The sequence below is a fragment of the Bradyrhizobium sp. SK17 genome (assembly GCF_002831585.1).
Taxonomy (GTDB): domain Bacteria; phylum Pseudomonadota; class Alphaproteobacteria; order Rhizobiales; family Xanthobacteraceae; genus Bradyrhizobium.
Genome location: NZ_CP025113.1, coordinates 2474255 through 2492500, shown reverse-complemented (window position 1 = coordinate 2492500; position 18246 = coordinate 2474255). Strand labels below are relative to the sequence as shown.

At 63.2% G+C, this 18246-nt stretch carries 12 protein-coding genes, 2 tRNA genes, 2 rRNA genes and 1 riboswitch (1 of these 17 running past the window's edge); of the genes, 7 read left to right on the top strand and 9 right to left on the bottom strand.

All coding sequences use genetic code 11. The features are described from left to right. From CWS35_RS11640 to CWS35_RS11625, 4 genes are all read right to left on the bottom strand, one after another. A 23S ribosomal RNA gene (locus CWS35_RS11640) occupies positions 1 to 689 on the bottom strand; it reaches 2150 nt to the left of the window's first position. A gap of 420 nt (positions 690 to 1109) precedes the next feature. Then, positions 1110 to 1185, bottom strand: a tRNA-Ala gene (locus tag CWS35_RS11635). 111 nt (positions 1186 to 1296) lie between these two features. Next, positions 1297 to 1373, bottom strand: a tRNA-Ile gene (locus tag CWS35_RS11630). Between the two features lie 210 nt (positions 1374 to 1583). After that, positions 1584 to 3072: ribosomal RNA gene (locus tag CWS35_RS11625) — 16S ribosomal RNA — on the bottom strand. Together the 16S and 23S rRNA genes with 2 tRNA genes alongside form the textbook arrangement of a ribosomal RNA operon. Before the next feature lie 1001 nt (positions 3073 to 4073). Here CWS35_RS11625 and CWS35_RS11620 point away from each other — a divergent pair. Next, entirely contained in the window at positions 4074 to 6137 is a 2064-nt protein-coding gene (locus CWS35_RS11620; protein ID WP_024579152.1) for a M23 family metallopeptidase, read from the top strand. Between the two features lie 86 nt (positions 6138 to 6223). On the opposite strand, the gene clpB is transcribed toward CWS35_RS11620, so the two are convergent. Beyond that, positions 6224 to 8875, bottom strand: coding sequence for an ATP-dependent chaperone ClpB (gene clpB, locus CWS35_RS11615; RefSeq protein WP_024579153.1), 2652 nt, complete (start codon positions 8873 to 8875; stop codon positions 6224 to 6226). A 191-nt stretch (positions 8876 to 9066) separates the two neighbouring features. Continuing rightward, the gene (locus CWS35_RS11610) at positions 9067 to 9630 is read right to left on the bottom strand and encodes an XRE family transcriptional regulator (protein WP_024579154.1); all 564 of its coding nucleotides are present in this window, start codon (positions 9628 to 9630) and stop codon (positions 9067 to 9069) included. A gap of 57 nt (positions 9631 to 9687) precedes the next feature. Between CWS35_RS11610 and CWS35_RS11605 the strand changes: the two genes are divergently transcribed. The 3 genes from CWS35_RS11605 (at position 9688) to CWS35_RS40065 (ending at position 12119) form a co-directional block, all read left to right on the top strand. Next, a complete protein-coding gene (locus CWS35_RS11605) occupies positions 9688 to 10203 on the top strand; it encodes a GNAT family N-acetyltransferase (protein WP_029878805.1) in 516 nt (171 codons plus the stop codon). A gap of 56 nt (positions 10204 to 10259) precedes the next feature. Next, on the top strand, positions 10260 to 11051 hold the full coding sequence (locus CWS35_RS11600) for an MOSC domain-containing protein (protein WP_024579156.1): 792 nt from the start codon (positions 10260 to 10262) through the stop codon (positions 11049 to 11051). Between the two features lie 138 nt (positions 11052 to 11189). Further along, the gene (locus CWS35_RS40065) at positions 11190 to 12119 is read left to right on the top strand and encodes a YARHG domain-containing protein (protein ID WP_080891007.1); all 930 of its coding nucleotides are present in this window, start codon (positions 11190 to 11192) and stop codon (positions 12117 to 12119) included. A gap of 43 nt (positions 12120 to 12162) precedes the next feature. Here the strand turns inward: CWS35_RS40065 and CWS35_RS11590 are convergent, their stop codons facing one another. Further along, a complete protein-coding gene (locus CWS35_RS11590; RefSeq protein ID WP_024579158.1) occupies positions 12163 to 12828 on the bottom strand; it encodes a TIGR02594 family protein in 666 nt (221 codons plus the stop codon). 230 nt (positions 12829 to 13058) lie between these two features. Here CWS35_RS11590 and CWS35_RS11585 point away from each other — a divergent pair, with 230 nt between their 5' ends. Beyond that, entirely contained in the window at positions 13059 to 13931 is an 873-nt protein-coding gene (locus tag CWS35_RS11585) for an alpha/beta fold hydrolase (protein ID WP_100951967.1), read from the top strand. 115 nt (positions 13932 to 14046) lie between these two features. On the opposite strand, the gene metW is transcribed toward CWS35_RS11585, so the two are convergent. Continuing rightward, complete coding sequence (metW, locus tag CWS35_RS11580) at positions 14047 to 14721, bottom strand: methionine biosynthesis protein MetW (RefSeq protein ID WP_100951966.1); 675 nt, start codon at positions 14719 to 14721, stop codon at positions 14047 to 14049. Then, positions 14718 to 15926, bottom strand: a complete 1209-nt coding sequence (locus tag CWS35_RS11575; protein ID WP_100951965.1) for a homoserine O-acetyltransferase — start codon at positions 15924 to 15926, stop codon at positions 14718 to 14720. Before CWS35_RS11575 ends, metW begins: the two co-directional genes overlap by 4 nt. A gap of 82 nt (positions 15927 to 16008) precedes the next feature. Beyond that, positions 16009 to 16088: riboswitch (SAM riboswitch) on the bottom strand. 174 nt (positions 16089 to 16262) lie between these two features. Between CWS35_RS11575 and CWS35_RS11570 the strand changes: the two genes are divergently transcribed. Beyond that, entirely contained in the window at positions 16263 to 17111 is an 849-nt protein-coding gene (locus CWS35_RS11570; RefSeq protein ID WP_024579162.1) for a chorismate mutase, read from the top strand. 36 nt (positions 17112 to 17147) lie between these two features. After that, positions 17148 to 18245: a histidinol-phosphate transaminase gene (gene hisC, locus CWS35_RS11565; protein WP_100956252.1), complete on the top strand. Its 1098-nt coding sequence runs from the start codon at positions 17148 to 17150 to the stop codon at positions 18243 to 18245. Position 18246 lies beyond the last annotated feature (1 nt).

Here is an 18246-nt window from a genome sequence, read left to right as displayed (position 1 = left end):
TTAAGCTTGCTCGTTAAATTAAGTCGCTGGCCCATAATACAAAAGGTACGATGTCACCCAGAACGTATCTTGGGCTCCATCTGTTTGTAGGTGTCCGGTTTCAGGTCTATTTCACTCCCCTCGTCGGGGTGCTTTTCACCTTTCCCTCACGGTACTGGTTCACTATCGGTCGCTGAGGAGTACTTAGGCTTGGAGGGTGGTCCCCCGTGTTCAGACAGGATTACACGTGTCCCGCCTTACTCGTGGATACATCATCGCATTACTCGTACGGGGCTATCACCCTCTGAGGCCCAGCTTTCCTGACTGGTTCCGATTGTCTTTGATGTATCACTGGCCTGGTCCGCGTTCGCTCGCCACTACTAACGGAGTCTCGATTGATGTCCTTTCCTCCAGGTACTTAGATGTTTCAGTTCCCTGGGTTTGCTTAAAACCTCCTATTTTATTCGGAAGTCTCATACCTTCTCTTGATAACCGGAAATCCAAAACCTCGCGGTCTGATTTCTTCCATTTCTGGTCGAACCCCAAAACACAAGGTCTTGGAGTTCCGGCTATCGAAGGTGGGTTTCCCCATTCGGAAATCCGTGGATCAAAGCTTCTTCGCAGCTCCCCACGGCTTATCGCAGCGTAGCACGTCCTTCATCGCCTCTCAGCGCCAAGGCATCCACCGAACACCCTTAAGGCACTTGATTGCTCTCATTATCAATGTCCACACACTCGGCAGAATGTTGTCTGCGCAACTGCCATTGAAGGCACGCATCCTCGATGAACGCGATTGTCGCAGCCGGACATTGACTAGAAAGACCAGCTTGCTTCGTAAGATCGGCCCGATAGCGAGGCGGTCAAGCTTCGCTACAAAGATCGTTTTACAACTCGATCATCTTGCTCATCTTGCGATGAGCGGCGATGAACGAGCGCCGAAAACGATCTGGAGATTAGGAATGGCATCCGCGAATTGCTCCGCAGATCCAAACTCGGATCGATCTCCTCTTTACGATGTCAGAAAACACGCACGTCACCGTCCATCCGGACCAATGAGTGCGAAGTGATGTTTCGCGGACGATTGAACAGAGCTTCCTGCACAAGGCGCATTCTCGAGCTTCAATTCCATCTGGTGGAGCCAGACGGGATCGAACCGACGACCTCATGCTTGCAAAGCACGCGCTCTCCCAGCTGAGCTATGGCCCCGTACCAGAAGACGAAGCGCATTATTGATACCCGCTCGCCTTCGCCAGGGCTACGGCGCAGCAGCCTTCATCTTGAAAGGCCTGCCTAGCCGAAGCAGCGAAGCGCGAAGGCTGGTGGGCCTGGGAAGACTTGAACTTCCGACCTCACGCTTATCAAGCGCGCGCTCTAACCAACTGAGCTACAAGCCCCTAACACGAGAGACATGCCGGCGCGCATCCGACGTGACGTCGATGCATCGCACAGCGCTCAGCCCCTGGCGCGTGTTCGTCCGCGAAGAAAGAGAAACGAAGACGGCGAAATCCCGCCAATGGAGCTCAACAATCCTGAAACTGTTGGCCCCTGAATGTTTCTAAAACGATCCGATAGTGAGCGTGAGCTCGCTGAAGGATCATCCTTAGAAAGGAGGTGATCCAGCCGCAGGTTCCCCTACGGCTACCTTGTTACGACTTCACCCCAGTCGCTGACCCTACCGTGGCCGGCTGCCCCCTTTCGGTTAGCGCACCGTCTTCAGGTAAAACCAACTCCCATGGTGTGACGGGCGGTGTGTACAAGGCCCGGGAACGTATTCACCGTGGCGTGCTGATCCACGATTACTAGCGATTCCAACTTCATGGGCTCGAGTTGCAGAGCCCAATCCGAACTGAGACGGCTTTTTGAGATTTGCGAAGGGTCGCCCCTTAGCATCCCATTGTCACCGCCATTGTAGCACGTGTGTAGCCCAGCCCGTAAGGGCCATGAGGACTTGACGTCATCCCCACCTTCCTCGCGGCTTATCACCGGCAGTCTCCTTAGAGTGCTCAACTAAATGGTAGCAACTAAGGACGGGGGTTGCGCTCGTTGCGGGACTTAACCCAACATCTCACGACACGAGCTGACGACAGCCATGCAGCACCTGTCTCCGGTCCAGCCGAACTGAAGAACTCCGTCTCTGGAGTCCGCGACCGGGATGTCAAGGGCTGGTAAGGTTCTGCGCGTTGCGTCGAATTAAACCACATGCTCCACCGCTTGTGCGGGCCCCCGTCAATTCCTTTGAGTTTTAATCTTGCGACCGTACTCCCCAGGCGGAATGCTTAAAGCGTTAGCTGCGCCACTAGTGAGTAAACCCACTAACGGCTGGCATTCATCGTTTACGGCGTGGACTACCAGGGTATCTAATCCTGTTTGCTCCCCACGCTTTCGTGCCTCAGCGTCAGTATCGGGCCAGTGAGCCGCCTTCGCCACTGGTGTTCTTGCGAATATCTACGAATTTCACCTCTACACTCGCAGTTCCACTCACCTCTCCCGAACTCAAGATCTTCAGTATCAAAGGCAGTTCTGGAGTTGAGCTCCAGGATTTCACCCCTGACTTAAAGACCCGCCTACGCACCCTTTACGCCCAGTGATTCCGAGCAACGCTAGCCCCCTTCGTATTACCGCGGCTGCTGGCACGAAGTTAGCCGGGGCTTATTCTTGCGGTACCGTCATTATCTTCCCGCACAAAAGAGCTTTACAACCCTAGGGCCTTCATCACTCACGCGGCATGGCTGGATCAGGCTTGCGCCCATTGTCCAATATTCCCCACTGCTGCCTCCCGTAGGAGTTTGGGCCGTGTCTCAGTCCCAATGTGGCTGATCATCCTCTCAGACCAGCTACTGATCGTCGCCTTGGTGAGCCATTACCTCACCAACTAGCTAATCAGACGCGGGCCGATCTTTCGGCGATAAATCTTTCCCCGTAAGGGCTTATCCGGTATTAGCTGAAGTTTCCCTCAGTTGTTCCGAACCAAAAGGTACGTTCCCACGCGTTACTCACCCGTCTGCCGCTGACATATTGCTATGCCCGCTCGACTTGCATGTGTTAAGCCTGCCGCCAGCGTTCGCTCTGAGCCAGGATCAAACTCTCAAGTTGGACTTGAAACCTTGAACCGGCTGATCACAACGTTTGACGAGGTCCCACCATTCTTCGTCGACCGAAGTCAACGAGCCGCCTGCGATTCACATCGTTGGCAGCGATGGTGTAACCTTTAAAACGTGTACCGCCGAAGTCTTTCGTCCACTCTCAGAAGTCAAAAGCCGAAGCTTTCAAGTATTCCAAGAGACGCAAGGACTCCGCCGTCCACGTTTCTCTTTCTTCATCTTCACTTGTCAAACAGCCCGGGATCCGATGATCCCACACCCTTAGAGGGTGGTTCTACCCTTCACCGACCGACAGTGAACCTCAACCGATTTATGTCGGTTGTTGTGTCACTCATCTAAGTGAGGAGCATCAGAGGCGCGTTCGCTCGCCTTGGTCAGTGACCCGGCGGCGCCGCGCTCAGTGGTTGGTTTATAGTCCGGGCCCCTCGGGATTGTCAACGGCCATTGTCAACAAATCGTCGCACGCCGAAATCGCTTGTGCAGTGCGAAGAAACCCACGTAGTTCCCGTGGCTTAGGTCGACGGTAAAATTCATCACCCCGGCACACGTGGTAAAAAACTTGAAAAAAAGTTTGTCGCCGGGACGCCCGTCAGGCCCCTCGGAACGGGTTCCGAGGGGCCCCAGGCGAGCCAGCGGCACCCCGGCTTCAGGAAACTTTTCCACCCTAAATGCCGCACTTGAGCCACAATCCTGCGACGTTCTCGCTATAACGAATGCAATGAACCGCTCGAAACCTGTGGGGGCTCGGGTGGTTTTTCAGGGGGACCAGGCGATTTCTTCGAGAACCCGTCGCCTCTTCCCTACGCGGCCGAGCAACATCGAGAGATCTGCACACCATTGACGTTCGAGAGTGCGGCCAGCGAATGGCCTTCGTCTCTTCGATGTCGATGCGTGTGGCTCGCCACACTGCCGAATTCCCTCTCCGAGGGAGCGAGGTGGAGATGAGGACGAGCAGAGGACGATCGCAGTTGCTGGAATTTGGGGGATATCGGGTTGAGCCAACGGGCGTCACGCGGAAGCGGCATTGGGCGCGAGACCGGGATGATCGATCTCGGTCACGAACCGCCGCTTTCAGTCGACGGCACCGAGGCCGCGGTGATCGATCGCCGCCGTGTCTCCGTTCAATGGTTCAGCGGCACCATTCTCACCGGTCTGTGTGGTGCAGCTCTGATCGGCGGCGCCGTTTTTGCGTCGCTCGACGGCGAGATGACCTTCGCCAAGGTGCCGGAGCGCGTCGAAGGCGCGCTGCGCGGCGCCTTCACCGGCAATGATCGCGTCGTCAGCCTGCACAAGGGCGACCGCCTGCCGCCGCCGAACGAATCCTCCGCTTCCCGCAGCCTGGTGCGCGTCTCGACCGTGACCCGCGTCGGCAATCGCGACGTGATGCGGGTGCGGCCCTTCATCCGGATTTCCGGCAATCTCTCGATGACCACGAGCGATCTGTCGTCCAAGATCCCCGCGTTCAACGCGCAGCGTCTGTTGACCGATGTCGGCTCCGACACGCCGGCGGCGACCGAGGATCCGAATGCGGCCGATGCCGCCGAACCCGATGCCGAGGTCTCTTTCGTCACCAAGGATCTCGGATCCGTGCTGCCGAAAGCCAAGCTCGCCGCCGGCGTCGGGCTCGACGACATCCTGATGCGGGTGCGCGACGCCGCCAATTGGCGCGGCTCCGGCAATTCGGTGCGTTACGCCTCGCTCGCCAATGCCGCGGCCGATGCCACCGGCGCCGGCCCCGATATGCGGATGGCCTACGCGACCGAAGGCAACGTCTCCGATCCCTATGCCGGCTTCGAGACCCGCGTGGTGCCGGAAAACGTCACCCTGCTGCCGAAGACGAAGGAGCAGGTCACCGGCGGCAATCCGATCGGTGAACGGGTTCACCTCGTCAAGAAGGGCGACAGCATCACCTCGATCCTGCGCGACCAGGGCGCGACACCGGACGAGGCGAAGGCGATTGCCGCAACACTCGGCCCGCGCGGCCGCGACGGCGGGCTGAAGGAAGGCCAGAAGGTGCGGATCCTGATGGCGCCGGCGGCGCCGGGCGCCCGGCTCCAGCCCTACCGCGTCGTGGTCGCCAACGATTCCGTCGTCGAAGCCGTCGCCGCCCTGTCCGATATCGGCAGATATGTCGCGGTCGACGTGCAGAGCATGAACACCACGACCGATACCGCCGACAATTCCAGCGACGACGACGAGGATGATGGCAGCGGCGTGCGGCTCTACCAGAGCATTTACGAGACCGCGCTGCGCAACAAGGTGCCGCCGACCGTGATCGACGACATGGTCAAGATCTACTCCTACGACGTCGATTTCCAACGCAAGGTGCAGCCCGGCGACTCGTTCGACGTGTTCTATGCCGGCGAGGACGAGGGCGTCACCAGCACCGAGAAGACCGAAGTGCTGTACGCCGCGCTCACCGTGGGCGGCGAAACCAAGAAATACTACCGCTTCCAGAGCTCCGACGACGGCGTCGTCGACTACTATGACGAGACCGGCAAGAGCGCGAAGAAATTCCTGGTCCGCAAGCCGGTCAACAACGCGATCATGCGTTCCGGCTTCGGCGGCCGCCGCCATCCGATCCTCGGCTACGTCAAGATGCACACCGGCGTCGACTGGGCCACCGCCTACGGCACGCCGATCTTCGCCTCCGGCAACGGCGTGCTCGAGAAGGTCGGCTACGAGGGCGGCTACGGCAAATACATCCGCATCAAGCATTCCAACGGCTACGAGACGGCCTACGGCCACATGTCGGCCTTCGCCAAGGGCATGGAGATCGGCAAGAAGGTGCGGCAGGGCCAGGTGATCGGCTTCGTCGGCTCGACCGGCCAATCGACCGGACCGCACGTCCACTACGAAATCCTGGTCAACGGCCGGTTCGTCGACCCGATGCGCGTGAAACTGCCGCGCGGCCGATCGCTCGAAGGTCCGATGCTGGCGAGCTTCGAACAGGCCCGCGACAAGATCGAAGCCCAGATGGCGAGCCGCGGCAGCTCGCGCATCGTCTCGGATGCCACGAGCTCGACGTCGCAGACCCGCTCCATCACCAACCGCTGATCAGTCCGCCCATCAGGAGCAATCCACAAGGGCAAGGCCCTCCCCGCGGCACGCGGAGAGGGCCTCCATTGTCAGGCTTGTCGTGCTCAGTTCAGCTTGCGCTTCGAGACCGGGGCCTCGAACTGCACGACCTCGGCGGTTTTGGGCACTTGACCGTTGAAGGTCAGCACATTTCCCTTCTCCGAGATCGCGACGCGATCGCCGTCCCTGACCTCTCCGGCGAGGATCATCTCGGCCAGCGGATCCTGCACGCTGCGCTGGATCACCCGCTTCAAGGGGCGGGCGCCGTAAGCCGGATCCCAGCCCTTCTCGGCCAGCCAATCCCGCGCCTTCGGATCGAGCGTGAGCTCGATCTTGCGATCCTCGAGCAGCTTGGTCAGCCGCGCGAACTGGATCTCGACGATGCGGCCCATCTCGCTCTTTTGCAGGCGGTGGAACAGGATGATCTCGTCGATGCGGTTCAGGAACTCCGGCCTGAAATGCGCCCGCACGACGCCCATCACCTGATCGCGGACGGCGGCAGTGTCCTCGCCTTCCGGTTGATTCACCAGAAACTCCGAACCGAGGTTCGAGGTCATGATGATCAGCGTGTTGCGGAAATCGACGGTGCGGCCCTGACCGTCGGTCAGGCGGCCGTCATCGAGCACCTGCAACAAGACGTTGAAGACGTCGGGATGCGCCTTCTCGATCTCGTCGAACAGCACGACCTGGTAGGGCCGACGCCGCACGGCTTCGGTCAGCGCACCACCCTCGTCGTAACCGACATAGCCGGGAGGCGCGCCGATCAGCCGCGAGACCGAGTGCTTCTCCATGAACTCGGACATGTCGAGGCGGACCATCGCGGTCTCGTCGTTGAACAGGTCAGCGGCGAGCGCTTTTGTGAGTTCGGTCTTGCCGACGCCGGTCGGGCCCAGGAACATGAACGAGCCGGTCGGCCGGTTCGGGTCTTGCAGGCCCGCGCGGGCGCGACGCACGGCGGTTGCCACCGCACGCACGGCTTCGGCCTGGCCGACGACGCGCTTGGCGAGACTGTCCTCCATTTTCAGGAGCTTGTCCTTTTCGCCCTCGAGCATCTTGTCGACCGGCACGCCGGTCCAGCGCGAGACGACCTGCGCGATGTGGTTGGCGGTGACCGCCTCCTCCATCATCTCGCCGCCGTTCGGCTTGCCGCTCTCACGCGCCTCGATGTCGGCGAGCTTCCTCTCCAGCTCGGGGATCCGGCCATAGGCCAGCTCGCCCGCCTTCTGGAATTCGCCGCGACGCTGCGCATTGGCCAGCTCGACGCGAAGCGCATCGAGCTCGCTCTTCAGCTTCTGGGCGTTGGAGAGCTTGTTCTTCTCCGCACTCCAGCGCGCCGTCAGCGCCGCCGATCGCTCCTCGAGCCCGGCGAGCTCCTTCTCCAGCGTCTGCAAGCGGCTCTTGGAGCCGGCATCGCTCTCCTTCTTCAGCGCCTCCTGCTCGATCTTCAGCCGGATGATGTCGCGATCCAGCGAATCGAGCTCTTCGGGCTTGGAATCGACCTGCATCTTCAGCCGCGCCGCCGCCTCGTCCATCAGGTCGATGGCCTTGTCGGGCAGGAAGCGATCGGTGATGTAGCGGTTCGACAGCGTGGTCGCGGCCACCAACGCAGAGTCGGTGATGCGCACGCCGTGGTGCTGCTCGTATTTGTCCTTGAGGCCGCGCAGGATCGAGATGGTGTCCTCGACCGTCGGCTCGCTGACATAGATCGGCTGGAACCGGCGAGCCAGCGCGGCGTCCTTCTCGACATGCTTGCGATACTCGTCGAGCGTGGTCGCACCGATACAGTGCAGCTCACCGCGCGCCAGCGCAGGCTTCAACAGGTTGGACGCGTCCATCGCACCGTCGGTCTTGCCGGCGCCGATCAGCGTGTGCATCTCGTCGATGAACAGGATGATGCCGCCCTCGGCGGTCGAGACCTCCTGGAGCACGGACTTCAGCCGCTCCTCGAACTCGCCGCGATATTTCGCGCCGGCGATCAAGGCGCCCATGTCGAGCGACAACAGCTTCTTGTCCTTCAGGCTCTCGGGCACGTCGCCGTTGAGGATGCGCAGCGCCAGGCCCTCGACGATCGCGGTCTTGCCGACGCCGGGCTCACCGATCAGGACGGGATTGTTCTTGGTTCGCCGCGACAGCACCTGGATGGTGCGGCGGATCTCCTCGTCGCGGCCGATCACGGGATCGAGCTTGCCGTCGCGCGCAGCCTGGGTCAGGTCGCGGGCATATTTCTTCAGTGCGTCATAGGCATTTTCAGCCGTCGCGGAATCGGCGGTGCGGCCCTTGCGCAGCGCTTCGATCGCCGCATTCAGGTTCTGCGCCGTGACGCCGCCCTTGCTGAGGATGTTCGCAGCCTCGCTGCCCTTCTCGAGCGTGAGCCCGAGCAGCAGCCGCTCGACGGTGACGAAGCTGTCGCCAGCCTTGTCGGCGGCTTTCTCGGCCGCGTCGAAGGCGCGCGCCAGCTCCGGCGACAGGTAAACCTGCCCGGCACCGTTGCCCGAGACCTTCGGCAGCTTGTTCAGCGCCTCTTCGGTCGATTTCAGGATCGCTCTGGAATTGCCGCCAGCACGGTCGATCAGACCGCCGGCGAGCCCCTCATTGTCGTCCAGCAGCACCTTCAGCAGATGCAGAGGAGAGAATTGCTGGTGACCGTCGCGCATGGCGAGCGACTGGGCAGACTGGATGAATCCGCGCGCGCGCTCGGTGTACTTCTCAATGTTCATTCGTTTTCCCTCGGCCTGCCGTCACCACCCATTCAGGCATGGTTCCGGCATCTTCATTGGGTTTCCGCGGGCCGCGTTGACGTTCCTCAACCAGCCTCTGGTCGTCGCCATCATTTTTCAGGCTTGCCGCAGATGTGGGCACTTGGTTCCGAAACGGAAGAGCCACAGCCTGCGATTTCGCCCGATCGAGCTCAGCGCCGCACGACGGCGACAAGGTAGCGGCAAGGCTGAGCAGTCTCGTTACGGAAGACGATGTCCGATGGCGGTCCGAGTTCGACGCGGTCGCCCGCGGCGAGTTCGTGGCGCTCCGCCCCTTCCATCAAGGTGAGGCGGCCGCTGATCACCCAGACCACCTGACGGATCAGGTGATAGGCGCTGGCGGGGAAGCCGGCTTCCTGCCCGGCGGGCAGTTCGACTTCGACCAGTTCCAGCGGATTTGCCGGATGCAGGAACACCTGCCGCCGCAGATAGGCCGCCTTGGGATCGCGCCACACCGGCTGATCCTTGGCCCGCTGCAAGCGGGAACTGCCCACGGCAACCTCGAACAGCGCGGCCATGGTCAGGCCATAGGCCGTGGCAATCCGCGACAGCGTCGCCGCCGTCGGGCTTGCTTCCGCCCGCTCGATCTTGCTCAGCATGGCCTTGGACACGCCTGCCCGCCCGGCGAGTTCCGCCAGCGACCAGCCGCGCCCTTCCCGTTCGGCGCGAACCCGCCGCCCGAGAGCTTCATCGGCCTTGTCTTCTATAATTGACATAATGTCTTATATAGTGGACGATAGGGACGCTTCAAGAGCCTCGTCAAGGAACCGCCCATGATTATCCGCCCCGCCACCGAGCAGGACATCCCCGCCATCACCGCGATCTTCAACGAGGCGGTCGCCAACTCGAACGCGATCTGGACGGAGAAGCAGGACTCCGAGGCCGAACGGCTGGCCTGGATGCAGGCGCGGCTGGCGCTGGGCTACCCCGTGCTGGTGGCCGTCGAGGGGGCGACCGTGCTGGGCTACGGCACGTTCGGCGATTTCCGCGCCTTCCCTGGCTACCGCTACAGCGTCGAGCACAGCGTCTACATCCACGCCGACCATCGCGGCCGCGGACTTGGCCGGGTCATCGTCGACGAGCTCGTGTCGGCCGCGGTGGCGCTGGGCAAGCACGTCATGATCGCCGGCATCGACGGTGGCAATCCGGCCTCGCTCCGGCTGCACGCGCAGGCCGGCTTTGTCGAGGTGGCGCGGATGCCGGAGGTCGGTCGCAAGTTCGGGCGCTGGCTCGATCTCATCTTCATGCAGCGCGTGCTGGACGCTCCGGGAGCAGCGCGCGCCGACTAGCTGCCTGCGCACCGGCGGCGGTTCTCCTCGTCCGCCAAACAGGCTAGAGCGGGCGGATGGACAATCAGCACGCTGCCGCCGCCCGGATCACCGGCATCTATCGTTACCCGGTCAAAGGGCTGACGCCCGAGTCCCTGTCCCGCGCCGAGCTCAAGGTCGGCGAGACGCTCCGCTCGGATCGCCGCTACGCCATCGAGAACGGCCCGAGCGGTTTCGATCCCTCGGCGCCGAAATGGCTGGCGAAGCCGCATTTCCTGATGCTGCAACGAGACGAATGGCTGGCGCCGCTGCGCGCGGATTACGACGATGACAGCCATGTGCTGACGCTGCGCCGGGATGGCGCGATGGTGGCCCAGGGCGATCTCGAGACCGAGGCGGGGCGCGCCGCGATCGAGCGCTATTTCGCCGATCGGCATGCCGACCAGATCAAGGGACCGCCCAAGGTGCTGGTCAGCCCCGGGCACAGTTTTTCCGACGTGCCCCGCAAGGTGGTCTCGATCATCAACCTGGCGAGCCTGCGCGCGATCGAGGAGATGGTGCAGGCGCCGGTCCATCCGCTGCGCTTCCGCGCCAACCTCTATGTCGAGGGCTGGCCGGCCTGGCATGAAGCCAGCCTGCTGGATCGGACGATTGCGATCGGCAGCGCGCGGGCAAAAGTTGTGAAGCGGATCACACGTTGTGCCGCGGTCAATGTCGATCCCGAGACCGGCGCGCGCGACCTCTCGGTCCCGAACATGCTGATGCAGCGCTTCGGCAACAACGAGTGCGGCATCTACGCCGAGATCATCACCGATGGCGGCGCGGTGGTCGGCGACGACATCGCTGTCGAACAACCCGCGCTGTCGTAGCGATTTCCCCGAGTTCCATGCGGCGTTTTGGCGATGTCGGCGCCGCGTGGTGCATTGCAATTTTCAGTTGCGCGCGTTACACTTCACTCACATTTCTGACTGCAACGCATTTGATGAAATTGATTGCACGGGGTTGCCATGACTATGATCATGGTGTCGTACCGCCGGGTCGATCAGGATACAGCGGGCCGCATCGCAGACCATCTGATCGAGAAGTACGGTGAGAAATCCGTCTTCTTCGACGTCAACAGCATTCGGACCGGCGCCAACTTCGTCGACCGGATCGCGAAGGCAATCGTTGCCAGCGACATCGTCATCGCCGTGATCGGTCCGCACTGGATCGGCAAGGCCGACGACGGAGCACCGGCGCGGCTGGCAGATCCAAGCGACTCCGTGCGGTTCGAGATCGAGACCGCGCTGAAGCACGACAAGACCATCCTGCCGCTGCTGGTGAACGGCGCAACGATGCCGCAGGCGGCCGAGCTGCCGGAATCGCTTCGCTTCCTCCACTTCTGCAACGCGGCCCGGGTGGATTCCGGGCAGGACTTTCGCATGCACATGACCCGCCTGATCGGCACGATCAACGAGGTCTTGCTCGAGGCCGGCCAATCACCGCTGCGCGAGATTTCGCCGGTCCGGCGCTACTGGAAATACGCCGCGGGGGCCGCCATCGCGGCGCTGGCATTGGCGGTCTGGTTGGTCGCGCCCACACTCGAGCATACGGCAGCCAAATCAGGCGGCTCGAATGGCACGACCACCGTCGGGCTGACGCCGCCCGCGGTTCCGGCCTCCGTCGTGCAGCGCGCGAAGGCGCATGACGGCTTCCTGTTTCCGGATTCCGATCGACGTTTTCTGGCCGAGGCCGATCTGAAGGACATGTCGGCGATCGAGCTGCGGATCGCGCGGAACGAAATCTTCGCGCGGCATGGCCGGTTCTTCAAGGACCAGGTGCTCGCGAACTACTTCTCGCAATTCTCCTGGTACCAGCCGTCCGCGGTCGAGGTCCCCCTGAGCAACCTCGAGACCACCAACGTCGCCACCATCCAGTCGATGGAGCACGACAAGTGAGGTCCCCTCCTCCGCGTCCGGAGGAGAGGTGGATGGTCGCGCCTCAGTTCGTCGGCATCACGTAGGCGTAGATCCGGCCGCGCGACACCGGCGCCTCGCGGACGCGGCGGCCGCTGTTGCCCGAGATCATGATCGGATTGCCCTTGGCATCGACGCCGGTGATGATACCGACGTGGCCGCCGCCGCGGCGGCCCATCACGGCGATCGCGCCGACCTGCGGTCCGGACACTCGCGTACCATATTTGGCGAACGAGCTCGCCATGTCGGAGCCGGTGCCACGATGGCCGGTCTGCTGCAACACCATGTTCATGAAACGCGCGCACCACAGGCTGGAGCGGCCGGTCGGGTTGCCGCCGAGATAGCGGCGCGCCGTGGCGACGATGCCGGATGAGCCGAACCCGCTCGCAGCGTCCACGCCGCCAGTGTTCGGCATGGTCTCAGCGCCGGGCATCACGGCTGCATTGGCCTCGGCGAAACCGCCGGTCTCCTGCGTCCGTGCGCGGCGCTCGGCACGCGACAGCCGCGCTGCGTGCCTGACGTGATGACGGACATGATGGTGCGCGTGATGACCGGCATGGGCCGAATGCGCGTGACGATGATGGTACGGACGGGCGGATGCCGAAGAGACCGAAACGGCGGCGAGAGTGAGCGAACACAGAGCCAGCGCCAAAACACGAAGCGACCGGCGATACGCAAGCAACTGAACCATACTTCACGAGATCCTCTGTAACGCCCCCGCTTCCCCGTCGCGTTCCCTGCGAAACGCGGCGGTGGGTTTGAAAGTCGGGATGTGGCGGGAGCAGGATTTCGTGTGACGGCACGAAAACGATTTCTGGGTCATTCCGCGCAGATTCCGTGACGAAAATAGTCAGAACTGCCGCATTGCCGCCGCGGAAATTAATTGCAAATCTGGGACCGGCCAACGAGAGGAGAATTCCAATGCCCCACGCCACCACGAAAGATCATGTCCGCCTCCATTTCGAGGAGGCAGGCAGCGGGACCCCGATCATCTTCCTGCACGAGTTCGCAGCCGATCACACCAATTGGGAACCGCAGCTGCGCTACTTCTCGCGCGGCCACCGCTGCATCGCCTATTCGGCGCGCGGCTACACGCCGTCGGACGTGCCGCCGAACGCCGATGTCTATACTTACCAACATTTCTACGCCGACGCGCTCGCGGTGCTCGACCATCTCGACATTGCGAAAGCGCATTTCGTCGGCCTCTCGATGGGCTCCTATTCGTCGCTGCAGGTCGCGCTGAATGCGCCGGAGCGCGCGCTGTCGATGACGCTCGCCGCCGTCGGCTCCGGCTCGAGCCTCGAGAATCTCGGTGCGTTCCGCGCGCAATGCCGCGCCAATGCCGAGCAGCTCGAGAGCATCGGCTCGGTCGAGGTCGCCAAGGTGACGCGCGAGGCGCCGGGCCGGATTCCGTTCCTGGTCAAGGATCCGCGCGGCCACGCCGATTTCTATGCCGCGCTGGCGCGCCACGACGCCAAGGGCTCGGCCAACACGATGCGCAGCTTTCAAGGCGGCAGGCCCTCGATCTATACCATGACCGACGCCATCAAGCGCGCGGCGACGCCGGCGCTGATCCTGTGCGGCGACGAGGACGACAATTGCATCGCGCCGAGCCTGTTCCTGAAGCAGCATCTGCCGGCCGCCGGCCTGTCGTTCTTCCCCAAATCAGGTCACGTGCTCAACCTCGAGGAGCCGGCGCTGTTCAACGAGATGGTGGAGCGCTTCATCGCGCTGGTCGAGGCCGGGCGTTGGCCGGTGCGCGATCCGCGGTCGCTGGTGGCAGCGCCGGTCTAAGCCGTCATTCCGGGGCGATGCGCAGCATCGAGCCCGAAATCCATTCATCCACGGAGTTTGCGGCCCGATGGATTCCGGGCTCACGCTTCGCGTGCCCCGGAATGACGGCGGTAAGTTATCGCCCAGGCGTCTGCCCGCCGCGGCTGAGCAGGAATACGCCCTGCTCGCCGAACATGTTCCAGACCCACCATGGCAGGTTGAGCGGCACCGGGCGGCCATAGAGATCGAGCGCCACCGCGCGCTCCATCTTGACGTTGATCTCCTCGCAGAGCTGCACGAAATCCTTGATGGTGCAGAAATGGATGTTCGAGGTGTCGTACCAACTCGCCGGCAGATTCTCGGTCCGCGGCATGTGACCGCCGATCAGGAGTTGCAGCCGCATCTTCCAGAATCCGAAATTCGGGAACGAGACGATGGCGCGCTGGCCGATGCGCAGCAGATTTTCCAGCACGACCTTCGGCTGCCGCGTCGCCTGCAAGGTCTGCGACAGGATCACATAGTCGAACGCATCATCGGGATAATTGACGAGGTCGGTGTCGGCATCGCCCTGCACCACCGCGAGCCCCTTGGCGACGCAGCCGTTGACGCCTTCGCGCGACAGCTCGATGCCGCGGCCGTCGATGCCGCGGCTCTCCAGCAGTTGCAGCAGTTCGCCATCGCCGCAGCCGACATCGAGCACGCGCGATCCCGGCCGCACCATCTCGGCGACCAGCAGATGGTCCCTGCGAGAGCCGCCGCCGGTCCGCTCCGGCGCGACGCCGGGCAACGGCAATGTCTGCTGCAGGCTCATGACCGGGCGTCGCCCTCGTTCAATCCGTGCGCCTTGCCTGCCGCCAGCAGGAAGGCGCGGGAGATCTCCAGGAATTCGGGCACATCGAGCAGGAAGGCGTCGTGGCCTCGATCGGTCTCGATCTCGGCGAATGACACCCGCGCGCTCGACGCGTTCAGCGCATGCACCAGCGCACGCGATTCCGAGGTCGGAAACAGCCAGTCGCTGGTGAACGACACCACGCAGAACCGCGTCTTGATGCCGGCAAACGCTTTCGCCAGCACGCCGTTGTGGTCGGCCGCGATGTCGAAATAGTCCATCGCGCGCGTCAGGTAGAGATAGGAATTGGCGTCGAAGCGCTCGACAAAGGACGAGCCCTGGTAACGCAGATAGCTCTCGACCTGGAAGTCCGCGTCGAACGAGAAGGTCGGCAGCTCGCGATCCTGCATCCGCCGTCCGAATTTCCGATGCAGCGCCGCGTCCGACAGATAGGTGATGTGCGCGGCCATGCGCGCCACCGCGAGACCGCGATGCGGATGGGTGTCCTCGTCGACATAGCGGCCGCCGCGCCAGTCCGGATCGGCCATCACGGCCTGGCGTCCGAGCTCGTGGAACGCGATGTTCTGCGCCGAGTGGCGGGTCGAGCAGGCGATCGCGAGCGTCGCGAACACGCGCTCCGGATAGGCCGCGGTCCATTGCAGGGCCTGCATGCCGCCCATCGAGCCGCCGACCACGCAGAACAGCGTCGTGATGCCGAGCCGATCGATCAGCATCGCCTGCGCGCGCACCATGTCGGGGATGGTGATGATCGGGAAATCGAGCCCCCACACCTTGCCGGTCGCCGGATTGCGCGACGCAGGCCCGGTCGAGCCCATGCAGCCGCCGATCACGTTGGAGCAGATGATGAAGTATTTGTCGGGATCGAGCGGCTTGCCCGCACCGACCATGGTGTCCCACCAGCCCGGCTTGCCGGTGACGGGGTGAATGTTGTTGACGTGCTGGTCGCCGGTCAGCGCATGGCAGATCAGGATCGCGTTGGACCTGTCGGCATTGAGCTCGCCATAGGTCTGGTAGGCGATCTGGAACGGCGCGAGATCGACGCCGCAATCGAGCTTGAGCGGCTGGTCCGTGCCGAACTTCGCCACCAATGACGACGGGTGATCGGCCTCATGGGCGCGATCATCGCTCTGGGTTTGCTGGCTCGGTATCGGACGCACGTTGCTCATCTAGGCGACCCTGCCCCCGCGCGCGAGGGCTTCAGCGGACCTCAGGCCACAAAAAACCGGCCTGAACAAAGGTTCGGCCGGGAGCTGACTGTCCCCGGCCTGTTTAGCGAGTTGTTTAACGTGGCTGCAAGCCGGCCGGCTCAAATGACCACGGAGTAGCCGGAACCTAGTCCCGGGGTCCCCCGCCGTCAAGCCAGCCCCGTCGCCGGCCGATTGGTTAACCGATTGCGCAACGCACGGCTGCGACGTTTCTCTTTGCTTTCGCTGGCCGTCTTTCCTAATCAGGGACCCTGTCCGCGGCGGCATCGGGTCGCCCTGACGACAAGGTTCGAGAGCATGTCCAACCCACCCCCGTCGCCGCCCACGTTGCAGGAGCTGCGCAAGGAGATCGATGCGATCGACGAGCAGGTGCATCGCCTGCTGATGGCGCGCGGCGACATCATCGACCGCCTGATCCAGGTCAAGAAGACCCAGGAGGTGGGCTCGGCGTTCCGTCCGGCGCGCGAGGCCAGCATGATGCGCGAGCTGGTGCAGCGTCATCGCGGCATCCTGCCGCTCGACACCATCGAGAGCATCTGGCGCGTCATCATCTCGACCTTCACCTATGTGCAGGCGCCGTTCTCGGTGCATGCCGACGTGTCCATCGGCGAGTCGGCGATGCGCGACTCGGCGCGGTTTCACTTCGGCTTCGTGGTGCCCTACGTCTCGCATTTCAGTGCGCAGGCCGCGGTCGAGGCGGCGGCGAAGTCGAAGGGCGACCTCGCGCTGGTCTCCGCGGTCGCAAGCCGCTCGCCGTGGTGGAATGCGCTGGAGGCCGACGGCGCTCCGAAGATCATCGCGCGGGTGCCGTTCCTCGAGCGCGCCGACCATCCCGCCGCGCTGCCGGTGTTCGTGATCTCGCGGGTCGCCGACGATGCCATGGTGACCGAGGTGCAGACCTGGAGCGTGCGCGTCTCCGGCTGGAATGCCGACGTCGCCCGCGCACTGGCGCCGCTGGCCGAGATCGTCGCGGTCCCCGACACCGCCTTCGACGGCGCCGCGCTGCTGGTCTCGGTCACCGGGCACGGTTTCGAGGCCATCAAGCTCGCCCTGATCAAGGCCGGCGCCTCGGTGCGCTCATCGGCCCTCGTCGGCAGCCACGCAACGCGCTATACGGTGCCCTCTAACGGATCGGCCAGGACCTGAACTCAGGACCAGCCGTCCGTATATCCGGAGTAGATGATGTCCCGCCCCGTGCCGAATCCCGGCATTCTCGATATTGCGCCCTACACGCCCGGCAAGAGCCCGGTGCCGGAACCGGGCCGCAAGGTGTTCAAGCTGTCCGCCAACGAGACGCCGTTCGGCCCGTCGCCGAAGGCGATCGCCGCCTACAAGGCCGCGGCTGACCATCTCGAGGACTATCCGGAGGGCACCTCGCGGGTGCTGCGCGAGGCGATCGGCCGTGCCTACGGCCTCGATCCCGACCGCATCATCTGCGGCGCCGGCTCCGACGAGATCCTCAATCTCTTGGCCCACACCTATCTCGCGCCCGGCGACGAGGCGATCTCGACCACCCACGGCTTCCTGGTCTACCCGATCGCCACCATGGCGAACGGCGCCAGGAACGTGATCGCGGCCGAGAGCAATTTCACCGCCGACGTCGACGCCATCCTCAAGGTGGTGACGCCGCGCACGAAACTGGTCTGGCTCGCCAACCCGAACAATCCGACCGGCACCTATATCCCGTTCGACGAGGTCAAGCGGCTGCGCGCGGCGCTGCCCTCGCATGTGCTGCTGGTGCTCGACGCGGCTTACGCCGACTACGTCTCGCGCAACGACTATGAGCTCGGCATCGAGCTGGTCGCGACCACCGACAACACGGTGGTGACGCACACTTTCTCCAAGATCCACGGCCTTGCCGCACTGCGGATCGGCTGGATGTTCGGCCCGGCGCATATCGTCGATGCCTGCAACCGGATCCGCGGCCCGTTCAACGTCACGACCCCGGCGATGCTGGCGGCGGTGGCGGCGATCGAGGACGCCGCGCATGTGCAGATGTCGCGCACCCACACCGAGCAGTGGCGCAACTGGCTGACCGAGGAGATCGGCAAGCTCGGACTCAAGGTGACGCCGAGCGTCGCCAATTTCGTGCTGATCCACTTCCCGACCGACCAGGGCAAGACCGCCGCCGAAGCCGACGCGTACCTGACGCGGCGCGGCCTCGTGCTGCGCGCGCTCAACAATTACAAGCTGCCGCATGCGCTGCGCATGACCATTGGCACCGAGGAAGCCAACCGCCTCGTGGTCGAGGGGCTGCGCGACTTCCTGGCCGGAAAGTGAC